At 31.1% G+C, this 16998-nt stretch carries 14 protein-coding genes; 7 read left to right on the forward strand and 7 right to left on the reverse strand.

Features of this window, described 5'->3' with window-relative positions; genetic code table 11:
• Positions 1–234: 234 nt before the first annotated feature.
• The 4 genes from dnaN (at position 235) to ACXGQT_RS08830 (ending at position 4274) form a co-directional block, all read left to right on the forward strand.
• Complete coding sequence (gene dnaN, locus ACXGQT_RS08815; protein ID WP_457828231.1) at positions 235–1353, forward strand: DNA polymerase III subunit beta; 1119 nt, start codon at positions 235–237, stop codon at positions 1351–1353.
• 81 nt (positions 1354–1434) lie between these two features.
• Complete coding sequence (locus tag ACXGQT_RS08820; protein ID WP_457828232.1) at positions 1435–2034, forward strand: acyl carrier protein phosphodiesterase; 600 nt, start codon at positions 1435–1437, stop codon at positions 2032–2034.
• Positions 2015–3097 (forward strand): AI-2E family transporter, encoded by a 1083-nt coding sequence (locus tag ACXGQT_RS08825; protein WP_457828233.1) that lies wholly within the window; start codon positions 2015–2017, stop codon positions 3095–3097. The genes ACXGQT_RS08820 and ACXGQT_RS08825 overlap by 20 nt, the downstream gene beginning before the upstream one ends.
• A 1-nt stretch (position 3098) precedes the next feature.
• The gene (locus tag ACXGQT_RS08830; RefSeq protein ID WP_457828234.1) at positions 3099–4274 is read left to right on the forward strand and encodes a THUMP-like domain-containing protein; all 1176 of its coding nucleotides are present in this window, start codon (positions 3099–3101) and stop codon (positions 4272–4274) included.
• Here the strand turns inward: ACXGQT_RS08830 and bioA are convergent.
• From bioA to ACXGQT_RS08865, 7 genes are all read right to left on the reverse strand, one after another.
• Positions 4266–5534, reverse strand: coding sequence for an adenosylmethionine--8-amino-7-oxononanoate transaminase (gene bioA, locus ACXGQT_RS08835; RefSeq protein ID WP_457828235.1), 1269 nt, complete (start codon positions 5532–5534; stop codon positions 4266–4268). The genes ACXGQT_RS08830 and bioA overlap by 9 nt on opposite strands.
• Before the next feature lie 73 nt (positions 5535–5607).
• Positions 5608–7179, reverse strand: coding sequence for an OmpA family protein (locus ACXGQT_RS08840; protein ID WP_457828236.1), 1572 nt, complete (start codon positions 7177–7179; stop codon positions 5608–5610).
• 167 nt (positions 7180–7346) lie between these two features.
• On the reverse strand, positions 7347–7982 hold the full coding sequence (gene bioD / locus ACXGQT_RS08845; protein ID WP_457828237.1) for a dethiobiotin synthase: 636 nt from the start codon (positions 7980–7982) through the stop codon (positions 7347–7349).
• Positions 7983–7986: 4 nt separating this feature from the next.
• Positions 7987–9141: an aminotransferase class I/II-fold pyridoxal phosphate-dependent enzyme gene (locus ACXGQT_RS08850; protein ID WP_457828238.1), complete on the reverse strand. Its 1155-nt coding sequence runs from the start codon at positions 9139–9141 to the stop codon at positions 7987–7989.
• A gap of 64 nt (positions 9142–9205) precedes the next feature.
• The gene (locus tag ACXGQT_RS08855) at positions 9206–9499 is read right to left on the reverse strand and encodes a FoF1 ATP synthase subunit delta/epsilon (RefSeq protein WP_457828239.1); all 294 of its coding nucleotides are present in this window, start codon (positions 9497–9499) and stop codon (positions 9206–9208) included.
• Positions 9500–9596: 97 nt separating this feature from the next.
• A complete protein-coding gene (gene atpD / locus ACXGQT_RS08860; RefSeq protein ID WP_457828240.1) occupies positions 9597–11105 on the reverse strand; it encodes a F0F1 ATP synthase subunit beta in 1509 nt (502 codons plus the stop codon).
• Positions 11106–11281: 176 nt separating this feature from the next.
• Positions 11282–14152 (reverse strand): TonB-dependent receptor, encoded by a 2871-nt coding sequence (locus ACXGQT_RS08865; RefSeq protein WP_457828241.1) that lies wholly within the window; start codon positions 14150–14152, stop codon positions 11282–11284.
• A gap of 160 nt (positions 14153–14312) precedes the next feature.
• On the opposite strand from ACXGQT_RS08865, the gene ACXGQT_RS08870 reads away from it, so the two are divergent.
• From ACXGQT_RS08870 to ACXGQT_RS08880, 3 genes are all read left to right on the forward strand, one after another.
• On the forward strand, positions 14313–15260 hold the full coding sequence (locus ACXGQT_RS08870; protein WP_457828242.1) for a bifunctional riboflavin kinase/FAD synthetase: 948 nt from the start codon (positions 14313–14315) through the stop codon (positions 15258–15260).
• Positions 15261–15323: 63 nt separating this feature from the next.
• Positions 15324–16598, forward strand: a complete 1275-nt coding sequence (serS, locus tag ACXGQT_RS08875) for a serine--tRNA ligase (protein ID WP_457828243.1) — start codon at positions 15324–15326, stop codon at positions 16596–16598.
• A 24-nt stretch (positions 16599–16622) separates the two neighbouring features.
• On the forward strand, positions 16623–16958 hold the full coding sequence (locus ACXGQT_RS08880) for a hypothetical protein (protein ID WP_457828244.1): 336 nt from the start codon (positions 16623–16625) through the stop codon (positions 16956–16958).
• Positions 16959–16998 lie beyond the last annotated feature (40 nt).

Raw genomic sequence — 16998 nt, forward strand, 5'->3', positions numbered from 1 at the left:
TTGATTGATTAAAGAGTTAAAGAGATTAACAATCCCTTTTTTACCTATCTAGCCAATAATAATATAATTAACAACATTACAATCTACTTTTCTACGACAACTCTTAACTATTTAACAACTCAAAAGGTTATTAACAGTTTACTGAATTATGTTCAAAAGATTTATTGGAATCAACAGGTTTTCAACCTATATTAGCTACTATATTTAAAGTATTATTCCATACAACATAACCATATGAAATTTATAGTATCAAGCTCTCAATTGTTAAAGCAATTGCAAGTTTTAAGCGGTGTTATTAGCGCAAGCAGCACCTTACCTATTTTAGATAATTTCTTATTTGAATTAAGCGAAAACGAATTAAAAATATCTGCTTCGGATTTAGAGACTACTATGTCTACTACTATTGAAGTACAATCTGATAGTGAAGGAGCTATTGCAGTACCCTCAAAAATATTATTAGATACTTTAAAAACACTTCCTAACCAACCTTTAACTTTTAAAATTGAAGGAAATAACGAAGTAGAAATCACTTCAGAACAAGGAAATTATGGAATGCCTTTTTTTGAAGGAAGTGATTTTCCTAAAGCCGTTTCTTTAGAAAACCCAAGTACTACTATTGTACCTGCAAATGTATTAGCAAACGCTATTTCTAAAACTATATTTGCTGCTGGTAATGATGATTTAAGACCTGTAATGAGCGGGGTTTTCTTTCAATTTGGAACCGAAAACTTAACCTTTGTAGCTACAGATGCTCACAAATTGGTAAAATACACTCGTACAGATGTAAAAGCTGATGAAACTGCTGAATTTATTATGCCTAAAAAGCCTTTGAATATTTTAAAAGGAATTTTAGCTACTTCTGATGCAGAAGTTTCTATATCGTACAACGAATCTAACGCTAAGTTTACTTTTGACAATGTAACTTTAACTTGTAGGTTAATTGATGGAAAATACCCTAATTACAATGCCGTAATTCCTAAAGAAAATCCTAATAAATTAACCATTTCAAGAGGATCATTTTTAAACTCAACCAAACGTGTATCAATTTTCTCTAGCAAAACAACACATCAAATTCGTTTAAAAATGGCTGGAACAGAATTAAATATTTCTGCTGAAGATATTGATTTTTCTAACAAAGCCAAAGAACGTTTGCTTTGTGAGTATCAAGGAGATGATTTAGAAATAGGCTTCAATTCTCGTTTTTTAACAGAAATGCTAAACAATTTAGCATCAGACAACGTGCAATTAGAAATGTCTTTACCAAACAGAGCTGGAATTTTAACTCCTGCTGATGGTACAGAAGAGGGAGAAGAAATTACCATGTTGGTAATGCCTGTAATGTTAAGTAACTAACTATACTATCTATATTTAAAAGGCGTTTCGCATTCTTGTGAAACGCCTTTTTTTGTTAACTTCATCTTTTAAAACCTGCCCATGAATTTTCTTGCCCATTTATATCTAGCTGGCTCCAATAAAGAAATTATTATAGGAAACTTTATTGCAGACACTATTAAAGGAAATAAGTTCCAACACTTTTCTCAAGACATACAATTTGGAGTTAAAATGCACAGAGCTATTGATGTTTTTACAGATGAACATCCTATTTTTAGACAAAGCAAAAGAAGATTAGACAACAAATATAGATTGTACAAAGGCGTTATTATAGATTTAATTTACGATCATTTTTTAGCCAAAAACTGGCAACAATACTCAAACATTCCCTTAAATACTTTTAGTCAAGAAGTATATCAATTATTTGATAATTACTTTTCTATTTTACCCGACAGAGCACAACATTTACTCCCCTATATGTCTAAACAAAATTGGCTGTATAAATACAGAACCATACAAGGAATTGGAGAAATTATGCACGATATGAATATTCGCACCAAAGGGATTTCTAAAATGAACGAAGCGATAGTAGACTTAAAAGATAATTACACTATTTTTGAAAAAGATTTCACAGCCTTTTTTAAGGAACTCATGGACTTTTCTAACGAATACTTAAAAAATTATGACCGCAAAAACACTTAGTAACGGACTTTTAAGAACCATTGCCATACTTGTTGGAACTCTTGGTTTATTGTGGTTTTTTGTACAAATACAAACCATTATTATTTACATACTAATTTCCGCTGTCTTATCTTTAATATCTAGACCTTTGGTTAGGTTTTTTAAACAAAAATTAAAGTTTAAAGCTAGTTTGGCCGTTATTACAACCATGCTTATTTACACTTTATTTATAGGAATTGTCATCAACTTATTTGCTCCTTTAATTAGTAAACAAAGTGAAAATATTGCTTTATTAAACTCTGATACTTTTAAACAAAATATTAGTCATATCAGTAATGAAGTAAACGATTATTTATTATTACACAATATTGATATTTTAGAAAAAACCAAGAATATAGATTTTTTGCCAGGCGTTAAAAACATCCCCAATATTATCAACATTATACTAGCAAAATTAGGATCTTTTAGCATGGGATTGTTTTCGGTGTTATTCATCACCTTTTTCTTTATGCAAGATGCTAAAATTCTATCCAAAGGAACCTTTATTTTAATTCCTAAACAACATATTGCACATGCAGCTAGGTCTATGGAAACCATTAAAGATTTATTGTCTCGTTATTTTATTGGTTTGGTTATTCAAATAAGTGTCTTGTTTTGCATCTATACCATACTTTTAACTATTTTTAATATTGACAATCCCATTATTATAGCTCTTCTATGCGCTTTATTTAACCTTATTCCATACATTGGCCCTCTAATTGGAGCAGTTGTAATGTTTATTTTGGCCACTACCAATAATTTAGATTTAGATTTTCAAACAGAAATTTTACCCAATACTTTATATATTATGATAGGGTATGGAATAGCTCAATTAATAGATAACTTTATTAGTCAACCTATTATATTTTCTAAAAGTGTAAAATCTCACCCTTTAGAAATATTTTTGGTTATTATGATTTTTGGAAGCTTATTTGGAATTTTAGGAATGGTAATTTCTATTCCTGTTTACACCGCTTTAAAAGTAATTGCTAAAGAGTTTTTTTACAAATACCAAGCAGTAAAAATACTGACCAAAGATTTTTAGTTTGAATACAGCCATTTTACAAAAAGAAGTTCAGGATTTTATTTCTAAAAACCTACAAACTGACATTACCAAATTGGTCTTAACAGGGAGTCCATTTTCTGATATTCCTACAACAGAACTCATTGAACAAATTGAAGCAAAAAAGAAATGCGAAAAAAAACTACCTAGTTGGTTTCATTCAAAAAACATTTATTACCCTAATAAATTAAATATAGAACAAACCTCATCTGAAGCCACTGCAAAATTTAAAAGTTCTTTAATTAAAGGAAACAGTATTATTGATGTTACTGGTGGTTTTGGAGTAGATGATGTTTCTTTTGCCAAACATTTTAAATCCGTTACACATTGTGAACTTAATAGTAAGTTGTCTAAAATTGTTCATCACAACCTAAAACAACTAAACATTGATAATGTTATTACTGTTGATGGTAATGGTATTGACTACATTATTAATAATACCACAACTTACGATTGGATTTACATAGACCCTTCTAGAAGAAATTACATCAAAGGGAAGGTTTTTTTACTAGAGGATTGTTTACCAAATGTTCCTTTACACTTAAATGATTTGTTTAAAAAGAGTTCTTGTATTTTAATTAAAAACTCTCCTTTAATGGACATTACAAGTTGTATTCAAGAGTTACAATTTGTAAAAGAAATCCACATAATAGCCCTTCAAAACGAAGTGAAAGAAGTATTGGTTTTTATAGAAAAAAATTATTCTGATGAAATTACCATACAAGCAAGCAATATAGGAAAAGAGAATCAACATTTCAGTTATGTCTATCAAAAAGAATATAATTATGAGCTTTCTTTACCTCTAAAATACCTATACGAACCCAATAGTGCTATTTTGAAGTCTGGGGGATTTTCTGCTGTTGCAAACAATTTTAAGTTAGGAAAACTACACCAACATTCTCATTTATATACCTCTAATGATTTGATTTCTTTTCCAGGAAGAACTTTTGAAATTATAGAAGTTTTACCTTATAACAAAAAAACTTTGTTAAAAAAATTACCTCAAAAAAAAGCAAATATTACTACCCGAAACTTTAAAGAAAGTGTAGCCAACATTCGTAAAAAAACAGGTATTAAGGATGGCGGAGATATTTATTTGTTTTTTACCACAAATAAAAAAGAAGAACAAATTGTTCTTCTTTCTAAAAAATTAATCTAACTGATTAATGTAACTATATATTTCATTATATATAAACTTCAATTCACTTTCCGAAATCACATATGGAGGCACAATATATAAAGTATTTCCTAAGGGTCTTAAGTAAATTCCTTTAGACATAAAATGAGTAAATATTTTATTTCTATCCTTTCCATATCTATCAATAGTGATTTTAAGGTCAATGGCTAAAATCACCCCTTTTACCCTTACATTTTCTACCCTGTAATGATTTGTTAACTTCTCAGAAAAACCGATATGATTTTTATGAATCATATTTATTCCTGTTTGAATTTCATCAGACTGAATCAATTCTATACTCGCAATAGCTGCAGCACAAGTAACTGGGTTGGCCGAATATGTATGACCATGAAAAAAACCTTTAGCTATTTCATCTGCATAAAAAGCATCGTATATTTTTTGAGTAAAAGTTGTCAAGCCCATGGGTACCATTCCACCTGTTAATGCCTTAGACAAACACATCACATCTGGTTTGTTTTCCAATTCATCAGAAGCAAATAAGTTACCTGTTTTTCCAAAGCCTGTCATTACCTCATCGGCAATACAAATTACCCCATTTTTTTGGGCAATAGCTATTAACATATCCAAATGCTCTGCTTTGTGCATACGCATACAATTTGCACCTTGCACCAAGGGTTCAAAAATAAAACAAGCAACTTCCCCTGTAGAAACCAAAGTTGTAAACGCTGAAATTACTTGCTCCAAATTCTCTTCATTTGGAACAGCAACTCTATCAATATTTAATACTACATCTTCAAAAGGTCCATTATAAACATCTAATCCAGAAACAGACATAGCTCCAAAAGTATCTCCATGAAAAGCATCTTGAAAAGCAATAATTCTCAACTTCTTTTTTCCTTGATTAAAATGATACTGTAAGCTTGTTTTTAAAGCGATATCTACCGTTGTAGAACCATTATCTGAAAAAAATATTTTTTGTTGATTAGACGGTAATATTTCCATTAATTTTTCGGACAATACTACAGCAGGCTCGTGAGTAAACCCCGCAAAAACTACCTGATCTAATTTAGAAACTTGTTCCGTAACTTTTTGTACCATATGTGGATGACAATGCCCATACACACAAGTATACCAAGATGAAATAGCATCTATATATTTATGCTCTTGCTCATCAAACAAATAAACACCTTTAGCTTTTGCAATTGCCAAATGATCTTTGGTCATTTTATGCTGTGTTAACGGATGCCACAAGTGTTTTTGATCTCTAGTATTTAAGCTCATTCCTTTCTGTTTTGAGCAAAAATAAACAATGTATTATTGACCTTACCTAACTTATAAACACAATTTTTACATTTTATTTTTTAACAATTACAAACTCTGTTCTTCTATTTAATTGATATTCTTCTTCAGTACATTTAACCCCATCTATACAATGATTTACAGGAACAGACTCCCCAAAACCTTTAGAAATTAACCTATTAGAATTAATACCATGTTGCACTAAATAATCTAAGGTAGATTTTGCTCTTTTTACAGATAAAGACTCATTATTTTTTAAACTCCCCCTACTATCTGTATGAGAATCTATTTCCACAACCATTTTAGGATGAACCTTTAAAAAATCAACCACTTGGTTTAAAACTAAGGCAGCTTTTTTATTAATATTCCAATTTCCAGATGTAAAATAAACAGGAGGAATGTTTAAAATTTCATTTCCTAAATGATTTTTTTTATATCTCTCTGTGAGTTTCAAATCTATATTTTTAGATAAATAAAGTTGCTCAAACTCTCCTATAGAAATAGAATCAGGCCAAAAATTATTTTTTATTGCTTTAATCTTATACACATCGTTATGATGAGCTCTTAAATTATATTTAAAAACTCCTTTAGTATTTACTTTTAATGTATCTACAATGTTATCATTTTTTAAAATGATAACATCCGCCTGAGAAACAGGCTGGTTATTTGCTTGATTTATAACTTTTCCAAATATAGAACACAGACTATTTACTGTAAAAGCATAAATATCATCTGCTCCCTTACCAGATATTCTATCAGAAGCCACAAACCCCTGTTTATTAGACATTACAAAACCAAAATCATCTGCAGAAGAATTAATAGGACTTGGCAACTGAAATACTTCCTTACGCTCTTCATTCAATGGTACTCCATAAACATCTAAACCTCCATTGGTTCCTTTTCTGTTTGATGAAAAATAAAGCACATCATTTTGATCTATAAACGTAAACATATCATCAGAAGGACTATTTATTTCTTTACCTAAATTTTTTACTTCACCAAAAAAATTTGGGGCTATAATACTTACCTTATACAAATCCATCCCTCCAAAACCACCAAATCTATCAGAAGAAAAATAAAGTGTTTTGTCGTTATTTGCTAAAAAAGGATAGGCAGTAGATGCCACTGTTTCATTAAATTCTAACAGAGTAATGTTTTCTAATGTATTATTAATTACTTCGGCACCATATAGTTGTAAATGCTTACCATACCTTAACCCTTTCCCCATATTTTGATCTCCAGTAGTAAAATACACATACTTTCCGTCTTGAGTAAAAGCAAAATAAGCTTCATGTAAATTAGAATTAAGATCTAAAGGAAAAGGTTTTGAATTGATAATAGCTCCATCAGAAGTTAAAGTACCTAAAAACAACTGAACATAAGGAATGGTTTTATACTTGTACCGAACTTGTTTACTGGGTGCCGAGTAAACAACTTGGTTGTTTTTATAATAATGAATAGCATATTCACAAAAATCAGTATTAATATCTAATTCTTTTAATTGATAATTTTGATTTTTAAAACTCAAATAATGTTCACTCCCTTGGGCAAACCCTACCGATGATAATGACAACTTAGCCATTAACAAAAAACTTAAAATATTATAAACAATGTGCTTCTTTTCCATAAGACAAAAATACATTTAAGTCTTAAAAAAAGATAACAAATATCAATGTTTAATAATTATAATTCTGATTTTTAACATCTTACAAAAAAACCTAGTTTAAAATTTGTAAAAAACTAAAAATCACCTAATTATCATTAGATTTATTCAAAAAATTCTTCAATAAAGCTTTAAATTAAGGCTAACACTTGTTTTAAATTTTCTTTTATAGAAGAATTTGCAACTTTATAAACATTTTGTTTGTCTACATCTTGCAATTCATCAACCCTACCAACAACCTTTACATCAGACATTTTTTTAATAATCTCTTCCGTTGATTTGTGTTCATTTCCACTAAAAATCAATGCTACTTTAAAACCTTTTTGTTTTAGCAACTCAACAGTCATTAAGGTATGATTGATACTGCCTAAATAATGTCTAGAGACTACTACAACCAAAGCCTCTTTTGGAATAATATCTACAATGGTTTGTTGATGATTGATAGGCACCAAAATACCTCCTGCTCCTTCTATGATTAAATGATTGTCTGTTTTGGGTTTGATAATTTTATCAACTTCTACAGTAACACCATCAATATCTGCTGCTGCATGAGGACTCATAGGCGTTTTTAACGGATAAGTAATAGGATGAAAAACCGATTTAGTATTGGTAATTAAACTTTTAACTTTATCACCATCGGTAAACTCCAACTCCCCTGCTTGTATTGGTTTCCAATAATCTGCTTTTAAAGCTTCTACTAAAATAGCCGATACTAAAGTTTTCCCTACTTCTGTAGAAATACCTGTTACAAAAATTGATTTTGACATTGATTTATATTTCTTCTATTTTTATAAGTGAGCTCAACAACAACAATAAATCGTTTATTTGCTGTTTGGTATTGTGAGCATGTAAACAAATTCTCAATCTTTCCTGTTCTTTTGGAACTGTTGGAGACATGATTGGTTTTACTAAAAATCCTTGTTGTTGAATTTCCGTAGCTACTTTTTTTACATGAGAATTTCCTGAAATCAAACAGCATTGAATAGCACTATGACTCTCTATAAAGTATTTCTCTAATTTATAAGTATATAATTGTTCCTTAAAATAAGTAATGTTCTCTTTTAATAAATCTATTGATTCACCATTATTTAACTCAGAGAAAGCAGCTTTAATAGTAGCCACAGCATGTAGTGGAATAGCAGTGGTATAAATAAAAGCTCTAGAAAAATTAATTAAGTAATTTCTTAATTCTTCGGAACCTAAAACTACTGCTCCATGACAACCAAGTGCTTTTCCAAAGGTATGAACTCTAGCAAAAATTCTAGACTCTACTCCTAATTCGCAAGCCAAACCCCTACCATTATCTCCAAAAACTCCTCCAGAATGGGCTTCATCTACAATTAAGTATGCATTATATTTATCACATAATTCAACCAATTCTTTTAAAGGAGCACTATCACCATCCATTGAATAAATGGTTTCTACAGCAATATATATAGTAGCTTTATTAGATTTAAAACGCATAATTTTAGCTTCTAAATCCACCAAATCATTATGCTTAAATTTATAATTCTTAGAAGGACTTAATCTAATGCCATCTCTAACTGATGCATGAATCAATTCATCAAACAACAAAACATCATTTTTTTGTAGTATTGAAGAAAACAAACCTACATTAGCATCATAACCAGAATTATAGAGCAATCCTGATTCTGCTCTATGATACATTGCCAATTCTTTTTCTACCAATATATGCAACTTATGGGTGCCTGAAATCAATCTAGAACCTGTACTTCCATTCTGGACATCTATTTTGGATAAAATTAAAGAAGTTTTTTGAGCTATATCTAATGATTTAGCAAAGCCTAAATAATCATTAGAATAGAAATCTATTCCAGAAAGATCCGTAATATGCAAACTCCTTAAAGCGTTTTCCTTACGTCTATTCTGTAACTTCTCTTGTAATAAATTAGGTAATTCCTGCATGGTACAAAAGTAAAAAACGCTATCTAGAATTAGATAGCGTTTTTATATATTTTGATTAGATAAATTAATCTGCTAAAATGATAACCTTATTATCTTTCATTTCAATTGTTCCACTTTTGATTTTTAAAGTTAAAACTTTATCATCATCAGCATGTGGTTCAATGTTTCCAGTCAAATCATCTAACTCTAAGTGCTCTTGAGTGTGAACATGTATTTTAATCAATCCCTTTTCTAAAACAGAAACTATTGGGGCGTGATTATTCAACATTTGAAACTCTCCTTGAGTTCCAGGAACCGTAACTGAATCTACTCTTGAAGAAAACAAAACGGCCTCTGGCGATACTATTTCTAAATACATTTTTTATCAATTAATAATTAATAATTAACAATGTTCAATACTTACAAATGGGTCAATTAAAACTTTTGTTAATTGCTCATTGCAAATTGTTCATTGATTATGCTTCTGCTAACATTTTCTCTCCAGCATCAATCGCATCTTGGATAGATCCTTTTAAGTTAAATGCAGCTTCAGGATACTTATCTAATTCACCATTCATAATCATGTTAAATCCTTTGATAGTATCTTTAATATCAACCAATACTCCAGGAATACCTGTAAATTGCTCTGCTACGTGGAAAGGCTGAGACAAGAAACGTTGTGCTCTACGAGCTCTATGAACTACTAATTTATCTTCTTCAGATAATTCTTCCATTCCTAAAATAGCAATGATATCTTGTAATTCTTTATAACGTTGTAACAACTCTTTTACGTTTTGAGCACACTCATAGTGTTCTTTCCCTAAAATGTCAGCTGTTAAAATTCTAGAAGTAGAATCTAACGGGTCAACCGCTGGATAAATACCTAATTCTGCAATTTTACGAGACAATACTGTAGTAGCATCTAAGTGAGCAAACGTTGTTGCTGGTGCAGGGTCTGTTAAATCATCTGCAGGTACGTAAACCGCTTGTACAGATGTAATAGATCCTGTTTTAGTAGAAGTAATTCGCTCCTGCATAGCCCCCATTTCTGTTGCTAATGTTGGTTGGTATCCTACTGCTGATGGCATACGTCCTAATAAGGCAGATACCTCAGATCCAGCTTGTGTAAAACGGAAAATGTTATCAACAAAGAATAACACGTCTTTCCCTTGTCCTTCTCCTGCTCCATCACGGAAGTATTCAGCAATTGTTAAACCAGACAAAGCAACACGAGCACGTGCACCAGGTGGTTCGTTCATTTGTCCAAATACAAATGTTACCTTAGACTCTTTCATTTTTTCTTGGTCAATCTTTTCAAGATCCCAACCACCTTGCTCCATTGAATGCTCAAATGCTTCTCCATAAGAGATAATTCCAGCTTCAATCATTTCACGCATAAGGTCGTTTCCTTCACGAGTTCTTTCACCAACTCCTGCGAATACAGATAATCCTCCGTGTCCTTTTGCAATGTTGTTGATTAACTCCTGAATCAATACTGTTTTACCTACTCCAGCACCTCCAAACAAACCAATTTTACCTCCTTTTGCATAAGGCTCAATTAAGTCAATTACTTTAATACCTGTAAATAAAACTTCTGTAGAAACTGATAAGTCTTCAAATTTTGGTGCAGCACGGTGAATTGGCAAACCGTTATCACCATCAGTTGGTAATTCTGGTAAACCATCAATAGGAGCTCCACTTACGTTAAATAAACGTCCGTAAATGTTATTTCCAACAGGAACTTTAATTGGTTCTCCGGTAACAACTACCTCTTGACCTCTTGACAATCCATCAGAAGAATCCATTGCAATACATCTTACAGTACCCTCCCCTATATGTTGTTCAACCTCTAATACTAATGTAGTCCCATTAGCTCGATTAATTAATAAAGAATCGTAAATTTTTGGAAGCTCAGTCCCAGTTTCGAAAGCAACATCAATTACTGGTCCAATAATTTGAGCGATTTTTCCTGTTGTTTTAGACATTTTTGTACTATTAAAAGAATTTAATTTCTAGTTTTCTCTCAATTCAATTAGTCTGAATTAAGTGATTGCAAAGATAATTTTTTTATCAATGCCTACAACTCATTTGATAAAAAAATAGAAGGGTTTTTAATTATAATATAAATTGGTACAGTGTTTTGCATTTTTATTTTCATTTTTTAGAAATTATATGTCCATGAACCATAAAATTGAGAACCTATTGTTCCTGATCCTGGAGCTGCTTCATATTCGTTCCCTAAAATATTTGCTCCCCCTATTTTAATGTTTGATTTCCAATTTTTAATATCGTACATCAATTGTGCATCTAACAAAGTTCTGGCATCAATACTTCCATCAACGTAAGTAGACTCCCAATAATAAGCATCTTGCCAACGTGCATTGATTCCAAAACCTAATCCCTTATATAAATTAGTGTTTCCAAAAGATACTTTTACTTTGTGTTCAGGTGTATTAAAACTAGTCTCAAAATCTGGATCTTGAGATTGATCAAAATCTTGTTTGGCATAGCTATAATTAATTCCAAAATCAAAATTACCAAAAACCCTAGCTTCTAATCCAATATTAGCTCCATAAGAAGCAATGTCTGCATCTGTGTTTGTATATAAAGAAGTTGGAGTATATTCACCTTCTCCAACAGCATTTAATAACAATTGTGTATTTACATCACCACTTACCTGCGCAGGACCAACAATAGCAGATACATTTCCATAAAGAGGACTAACAGTTGTTACTATAGATATAAAGTCTTTATACTTATTATAATAAGCGCTTAAATCTATAACAATATTTTTACCTAATTTACCTCTATACCCCAATTCGTAAGAAGTTACCTGTTCAGGTTTTACATAATTTACATTAGATTGTTTTAACAAACCTACATTTTCAGCCGCAGCTTGTTTTTTTGCATCACTTGGAGAAACTGAACCTCCTGAATTCACAACTATTTCTGTAGCTCTTTGGGTTACAGCTGCTCCAAATCTTTCTACCGAAGATCTTGTAAAAGAATTACGATACCCCTGCAAACCATTAAAGTTAACAGTAGCTCCACCAACAGCTGCTTGTCCTGCTGATGAACCAACCTCAAATGCTTTGTTATATCTCATCGGATTATCAGAAGCTGAACCTATTAGAATTGTATTCCCTAAGTTTAACCCAACGTATTGATCTTGCGTAGTAGGGTTTCTAAATCCTGTTTGATAAGAGGCTCTAAAAATGTGATTTCTTTCTTCGTCTGGACTAAAGGACACTGATAATCTTGGTGAAAAATTTCCATCAAAATTTTGAGACTTATCGTAACGAATAGACCCTGTTAACTTTAATCTATCTTCCATTAGTTTTCTTTGTAATTGTGTATAAACACCAAACTCATCGTAAGTAATGGTTCCATCTGAAGGGTCTGTAAAAATAGTTCCATCAGAATTTAATACATATCTTCTTGCAGATCCTCCTATTTGCACCTCAGCAAACTCTATTAACTCATGAAAATTGTAATTAATATCTGTATGATACAATCTAGAACTATCTTCAAACTTAGCTCCTTGGGTTAAATCTGGATTTGACACAACTTTATTGAAAGCTATATTAAATTCATCACTTCCTGGAACCAACCTATCTCTATCAGCAAAAGCTCTTGCATCTGCATCATTTCCAGCAGCAACACCTTGAACATACCCCCCATAAGCACCCGCATACTCTGTAAACCATGCTCTATGATCTTTCCATTCATTGTTGATATTAATTCCAGCAAAACGAATATCATAAGAATCTCCAGCATCTTCAATAGTTACATAGCTACGTAACATTAAATGTTTGGATTGAATTTCTAATTTGTGTTGGTGCATCACAAAATTACGCAGTGCATACCTACTTGCTCCTTGATAAATGGTATTCCCTGTTCCAAACTTACTATTGTAAATAATTTCGGTATCATCGTTATTCTTAAAAGGTTTCCAATGCATGGCAATGGCTGCTCTAAAACTATCTGTATTTGGATTTACAACATCTTGCTCATTATAACCTGTTCTAGATATCTTTCCAATTCCAGGTAAATCACTACTCACCTCATCTCCGTAAATATTTATCCCGTTATAATCAATTTTATTATCTCTATTTCCAGAAACAATATTTCCATCCTCATCAATATTTCTTTTATCTGTTGCAAACCAATCTGTTGCTTTTAACAAAGAGGTTGTAAATTTAACCGCAAATTGATCTGTTACTTTTTTAGCTACTCTAACTCCAACATCTACAAATTCATTTGTTCCTGCATTTTCTGAAGAAGTAACTCCTGTTTTACCATACACACTTGTTCCTTCTTGACTAAAAGGACTTTTACTACGCATAAATAAAATTCCATTAAATGCATTTGCTCCATATAAAGCTGAGGAAGCCCCTGGCAATAATTCCACAGACTGTACATCTAACTCATTCAAACCAATTAAATTTCCTAATGGAAAATTTAATCCTGGTGATGAATTATCCATTCCATCTACCAATTGCACAAAACGAGTATTAGAAAAAGTTGCAAAACCACGAGTGTTGATAGATTTAAATGTTAAACTACTTGTGTTTACATCTACTCCTTTTAAGTTTTCTAAACCATCATAAAACGTAGCAGCAGTGGTAGCCTCTATTTGTTTTGTTCCCATACGCTCAATAGACACGGGAGATTCAAAAACACTTTCTGGCGTTCTTGATGCAGAAAGTACAATAGCATCTAAACTAGTAGCTTCTTCTTTTAATTTTACGGTAACATTTTCTTCTCTTTGAGTAATAATATATTTATAGTCGTTAAATCCTAATGCATTGACAACAATTTCAACAGGTAACGACTGAGACAATTCTAAAACAAAACCTCCTTTGTCATCTGCAATCACAACTTCCGAAGACCCCACAACAGTTATAGTTGCCGTGGTAACAGGTTTTCCGTTTTTCTCTTCTAATACCTTTCCTTTTATCTGAATATTCTGCTGAGCATAAAAATTGATGCAAAAAAACATCGTTAAAAAAAGTAAACAATTAGTTTTCATAATATTAATAGTTGAATAGAGTTTAATGTAAAATACAAAAAATAAACATATGTAAATATTATATTTTATTTTCTTATTAAAAATGCCCTAATTATTTATCTATTCATCAATATTAATTTTAAAATAGTATTCTTAAATTTGCCTTTAAATATATTTGAATTTGCAAGTAATTCACAACTACCATAATTTTCCAGAAAACATCCATACTGTAGTTACTATAGGAACTTTTGATGGTGTTCATGTAGGTCATAGAAAAATTTTAGACCAACTAATTTCTGAATCAAAAAAGAAAGGATTAAAATCTGTATTACTCACTTTTTTTCCTCACCCAAGAATGGTTATTCAGGCTAATAACTCTATCAAACTCATCAATACTATTGAAGAACGTATAGAAATATTATCAAAAACAGAATTAGATTATTTAGTGATCCATCCTTTTGATAAAGAATTTTCTAACCTTAGTGCATTTGATTTTGTGCGAGATGTACTGGTAAATCAATTAAATGTAAAAGAATTAGTAGTGGGTTACGATCATCGTTTTGGTAAAAACAGAGAAGGTGATTTTGAACAACTAAAAGAATACAGCCATACTTTTGACTTTAATATTAAAGAAATAAAAGCTCAAGATATTAACAATACTGCTGTTAGTTCTACTAAAATTAGAACTGCATTACAAGCCGGTGATATTAAAACAGCAAATCAATTCTTAACAACTCCTTTCTTTATTCACGGAACAGTTGTTAAAGGTCAGCAACTAGGAAACACTATAGGTTTTCCTACTGCAAATATTGAAATTCCACAAGTCTATAAACTCACTCCAAAAAACGGAGCTTATATTGTTAGAACCACTCACAAAGAAAATATTTACTACGGAATGTTAAACATAGGAAACAGACCTACAGTTAGTGGCAAAAACAAAACCATAGAGGTTCATATTTTTGATTTTAATTTTGACATTTATAATGATGAAATTAAAATTGAATTCCTGCATTTTTTAAGAGAAGAACAAAACTTTTATTCTGTTGATGGCCTAAAAGAACAACTAGAAAAAGACAAAACAGCTAGTTTAAACTACCTTAAAACAATTACATCAAGTAGCGCATCTTAATAAGTAAGTTTATTTCTGTGTTTCAACGGAAAGTTTAACTTTGTTGCAAATATTATTACAGGTATGTTACAAGTCCCTTTTATTAGAGAAAACAAAGAACAAGTTTTGACTGGATTAGCAAAACGTAACTTTAAAAATGCAGAAGCTATTATTGATAAAGTTTTGGCTACTGATGAATTAAAAAGAAACACACAAGTTAAATTAGATACTGTTTTAGCAGAATCTAACTCCTTAAACAAAGAAATAGGACTATTATACAAATCTGGAGAAGCTCAAAAGGCAAATATTTTAAAAGAAAAATCTGCCAAATTAAAAGTTAGCTCTAAAGAATTACAAGAAGAATTTAACAAGGCTGAACAAGACTTGTTAAACCTATTATACACCATTCCTAACGTTCCTAACAATATTGTTCCTGCTGGTTCTACCGAAGATGACAATGAAACCGTGTTTGAAGAAGGTGATATTCCTGCTTTACACACAGAAGCATTACCTCATTGGGAATTGGCAAAAAAATACAATTTAATTGACTTTGAATTAGGTAACAAAATTACTGGAGCTGGTTTCCCTGTGTATCGTGGTAAAGGAGCAAGGCTACAACGTGCTTTAATCAATTACTTTTTAGATAAAAATACAGAGGCAGGTTACGAAGAAACACAAGTTCCACATTTGGTAAACGAAGCCTCTGGAATGGGAACTGGACAATTACCTGATAAAGAAGGACAAATGTACCATGTAGGTATTGATGATTTGTACTTAATTCCTACAGGAGAAGTACCTATGACCAATATTTTTAGAGATGAACTTTTAAAAGAAGATGATTTTCCTATTTGTTTAACAGGTTATACTCCTTGTTTTAGACGTGAAGCTGGTTCTTACGGAGCACATGTTCGCGGATTAAATAGACTACATCAATTTGACAAAGTAGAAATTGTAAGGATTGAACATCCAGACAAATCTACTGAAGCTTTAAACGGAATGGTAGATCATGTAAAAAATATTTTAAGAGAATTAAAATTACCATATAGAATTTTAAATTTGTGTGGAGGTGATTTAGGATTTACTTCAACGCTAACCTATGATTTTGAAGTATTTTCTACAGCACAAGACAGATGGCTAGAAATTAGCTCTGTTTCTAACTTTGAAACTTTCCAAGCCAATAGATTAAAATTACGTTTTAAAAACAGCGAAGGAAAAAGTCAATTAGCACATACTTTAAACGGTAGTTCTTTGGCTTTACCAAGAGTAATGGCCTCTATTTTAGAAAACTACCAAACAGAAGATGGTATTAAAATCCCAGAAGTATTAGTTCCTTACACAGGATTTGATTATATTAGGTAAGAATTACCTGATATAGTCAAAAAAATGCAAACACAATACAAAGACAAACCTATAGTACTATTAGTAATATTTACTATGGTGATTTGTATTGTGTTTGCATCCTCTTTAAAGGTTGCTACAGACCTAGCCAATATGGCTAAAAAAAACACCTCTCTACAACTTTTAGAAGAGGAGCCTAATGAAAAAGACAACAAACTTTGTAAAGAAGTTTACAACAAATACAATTCTTTTTCCGAGTCTATTGAAATGAATAAAATCAACATTTCATCAAATGCTATTTTTCATTCCTTATTAAAACTTAGCTCACCTTATTTTAAAATACACACCCCACCACCAGATTTTCTTATTCTTCTTAATTAGCATTTAACAAATATTAATCGAGTCACAAAATTACACCCAG

The organism is Wenyingzhuangia sp. IMCC45467 (genome assembly GCF_054111205.1).

Bases quoted from the DNA above. Each gene is read 5' to 3' on its own strand.
- ACXGQT_RS08880 (WP_457828244.1), top strand. From the start codon at position 16,623: ATGCAAACACAATACAAAGACAAACCTATAGTACTATTAGTAATATTT.
- bioA (WP_457828235.1), bottom strand. From the start codon at position 5,534: ATGAGCTTAAATACTAGAGATCAAAAACACTTGTGGCATCCGTTAACA.
- ACXGQT_RS08850 (WP_457828238.1), bottom strand. From the start codon at position 9,141: ATGCAGGAATTACCTAATTTATTACAAGAGAAGTTACAGAATAGACGT.
- ACXGQT_RS08820 (WP_457828232.1), top strand. From the start codon at position 1,435: ATGAATTTTCTTGCCCATTTATATCTAGCTGGCTCCAATAAAGAAATT.
- ACXGQT_RS08865 (WP_457828241.1), bottom strand. From the start codon at position 14,152: ATGAAAACTAATTGTTTACTTTTTTTAACGATGTTTTTTTGCATCAAT.
- dnaN (WP_457828231.1), top strand. From the start codon at position 235: ATGAAATTTATAGTATCAAGCTCTCAATTGTTAAAGCAATTGCAAGTT.
- bioD (WP_457828237.1), bottom strand. From the start codon at position 7,982: ATGTCAAAATCAATTTTTGTAACAGGTATTTCTACAGAAGTAGGGAAA.
- ACXGQT_RS08840 (WP_457828236.1), bottom strand. From the start codon at position 7,179: ATGGAAAAGAAGCACATTGTTTATAATATTTTAAGTTTTTTGTTAATG.
- ACXGQT_RS08825 (WP_457828233.1), top strand. From the start codon at position 2,015: ATGACCGCAAAAACACTTAGTAACGGACTTTTAAGAACCATTGCCATA.
- ACXGQT_RS08855 (WP_457828239.1), bottom strand. From the start codon at position 9,499: ATGTATTTAGAAATAGTATCGCCAGAGGCCGTTTTGTTTTCTTCAAGA.
- atpD (WP_457828240.1), bottom strand. From the start codon at position 11,105: ATGTCTAAAACAACAGGAAAAATCGCTCAAATTATTGGACCAGTAATT.
- serS (WP_457828243.1), top strand. From the start codon at position 15,324: ATGTTACAAGTCCCTTTTATTAGAGAAAACAAAGAACAAGTTTTGACT.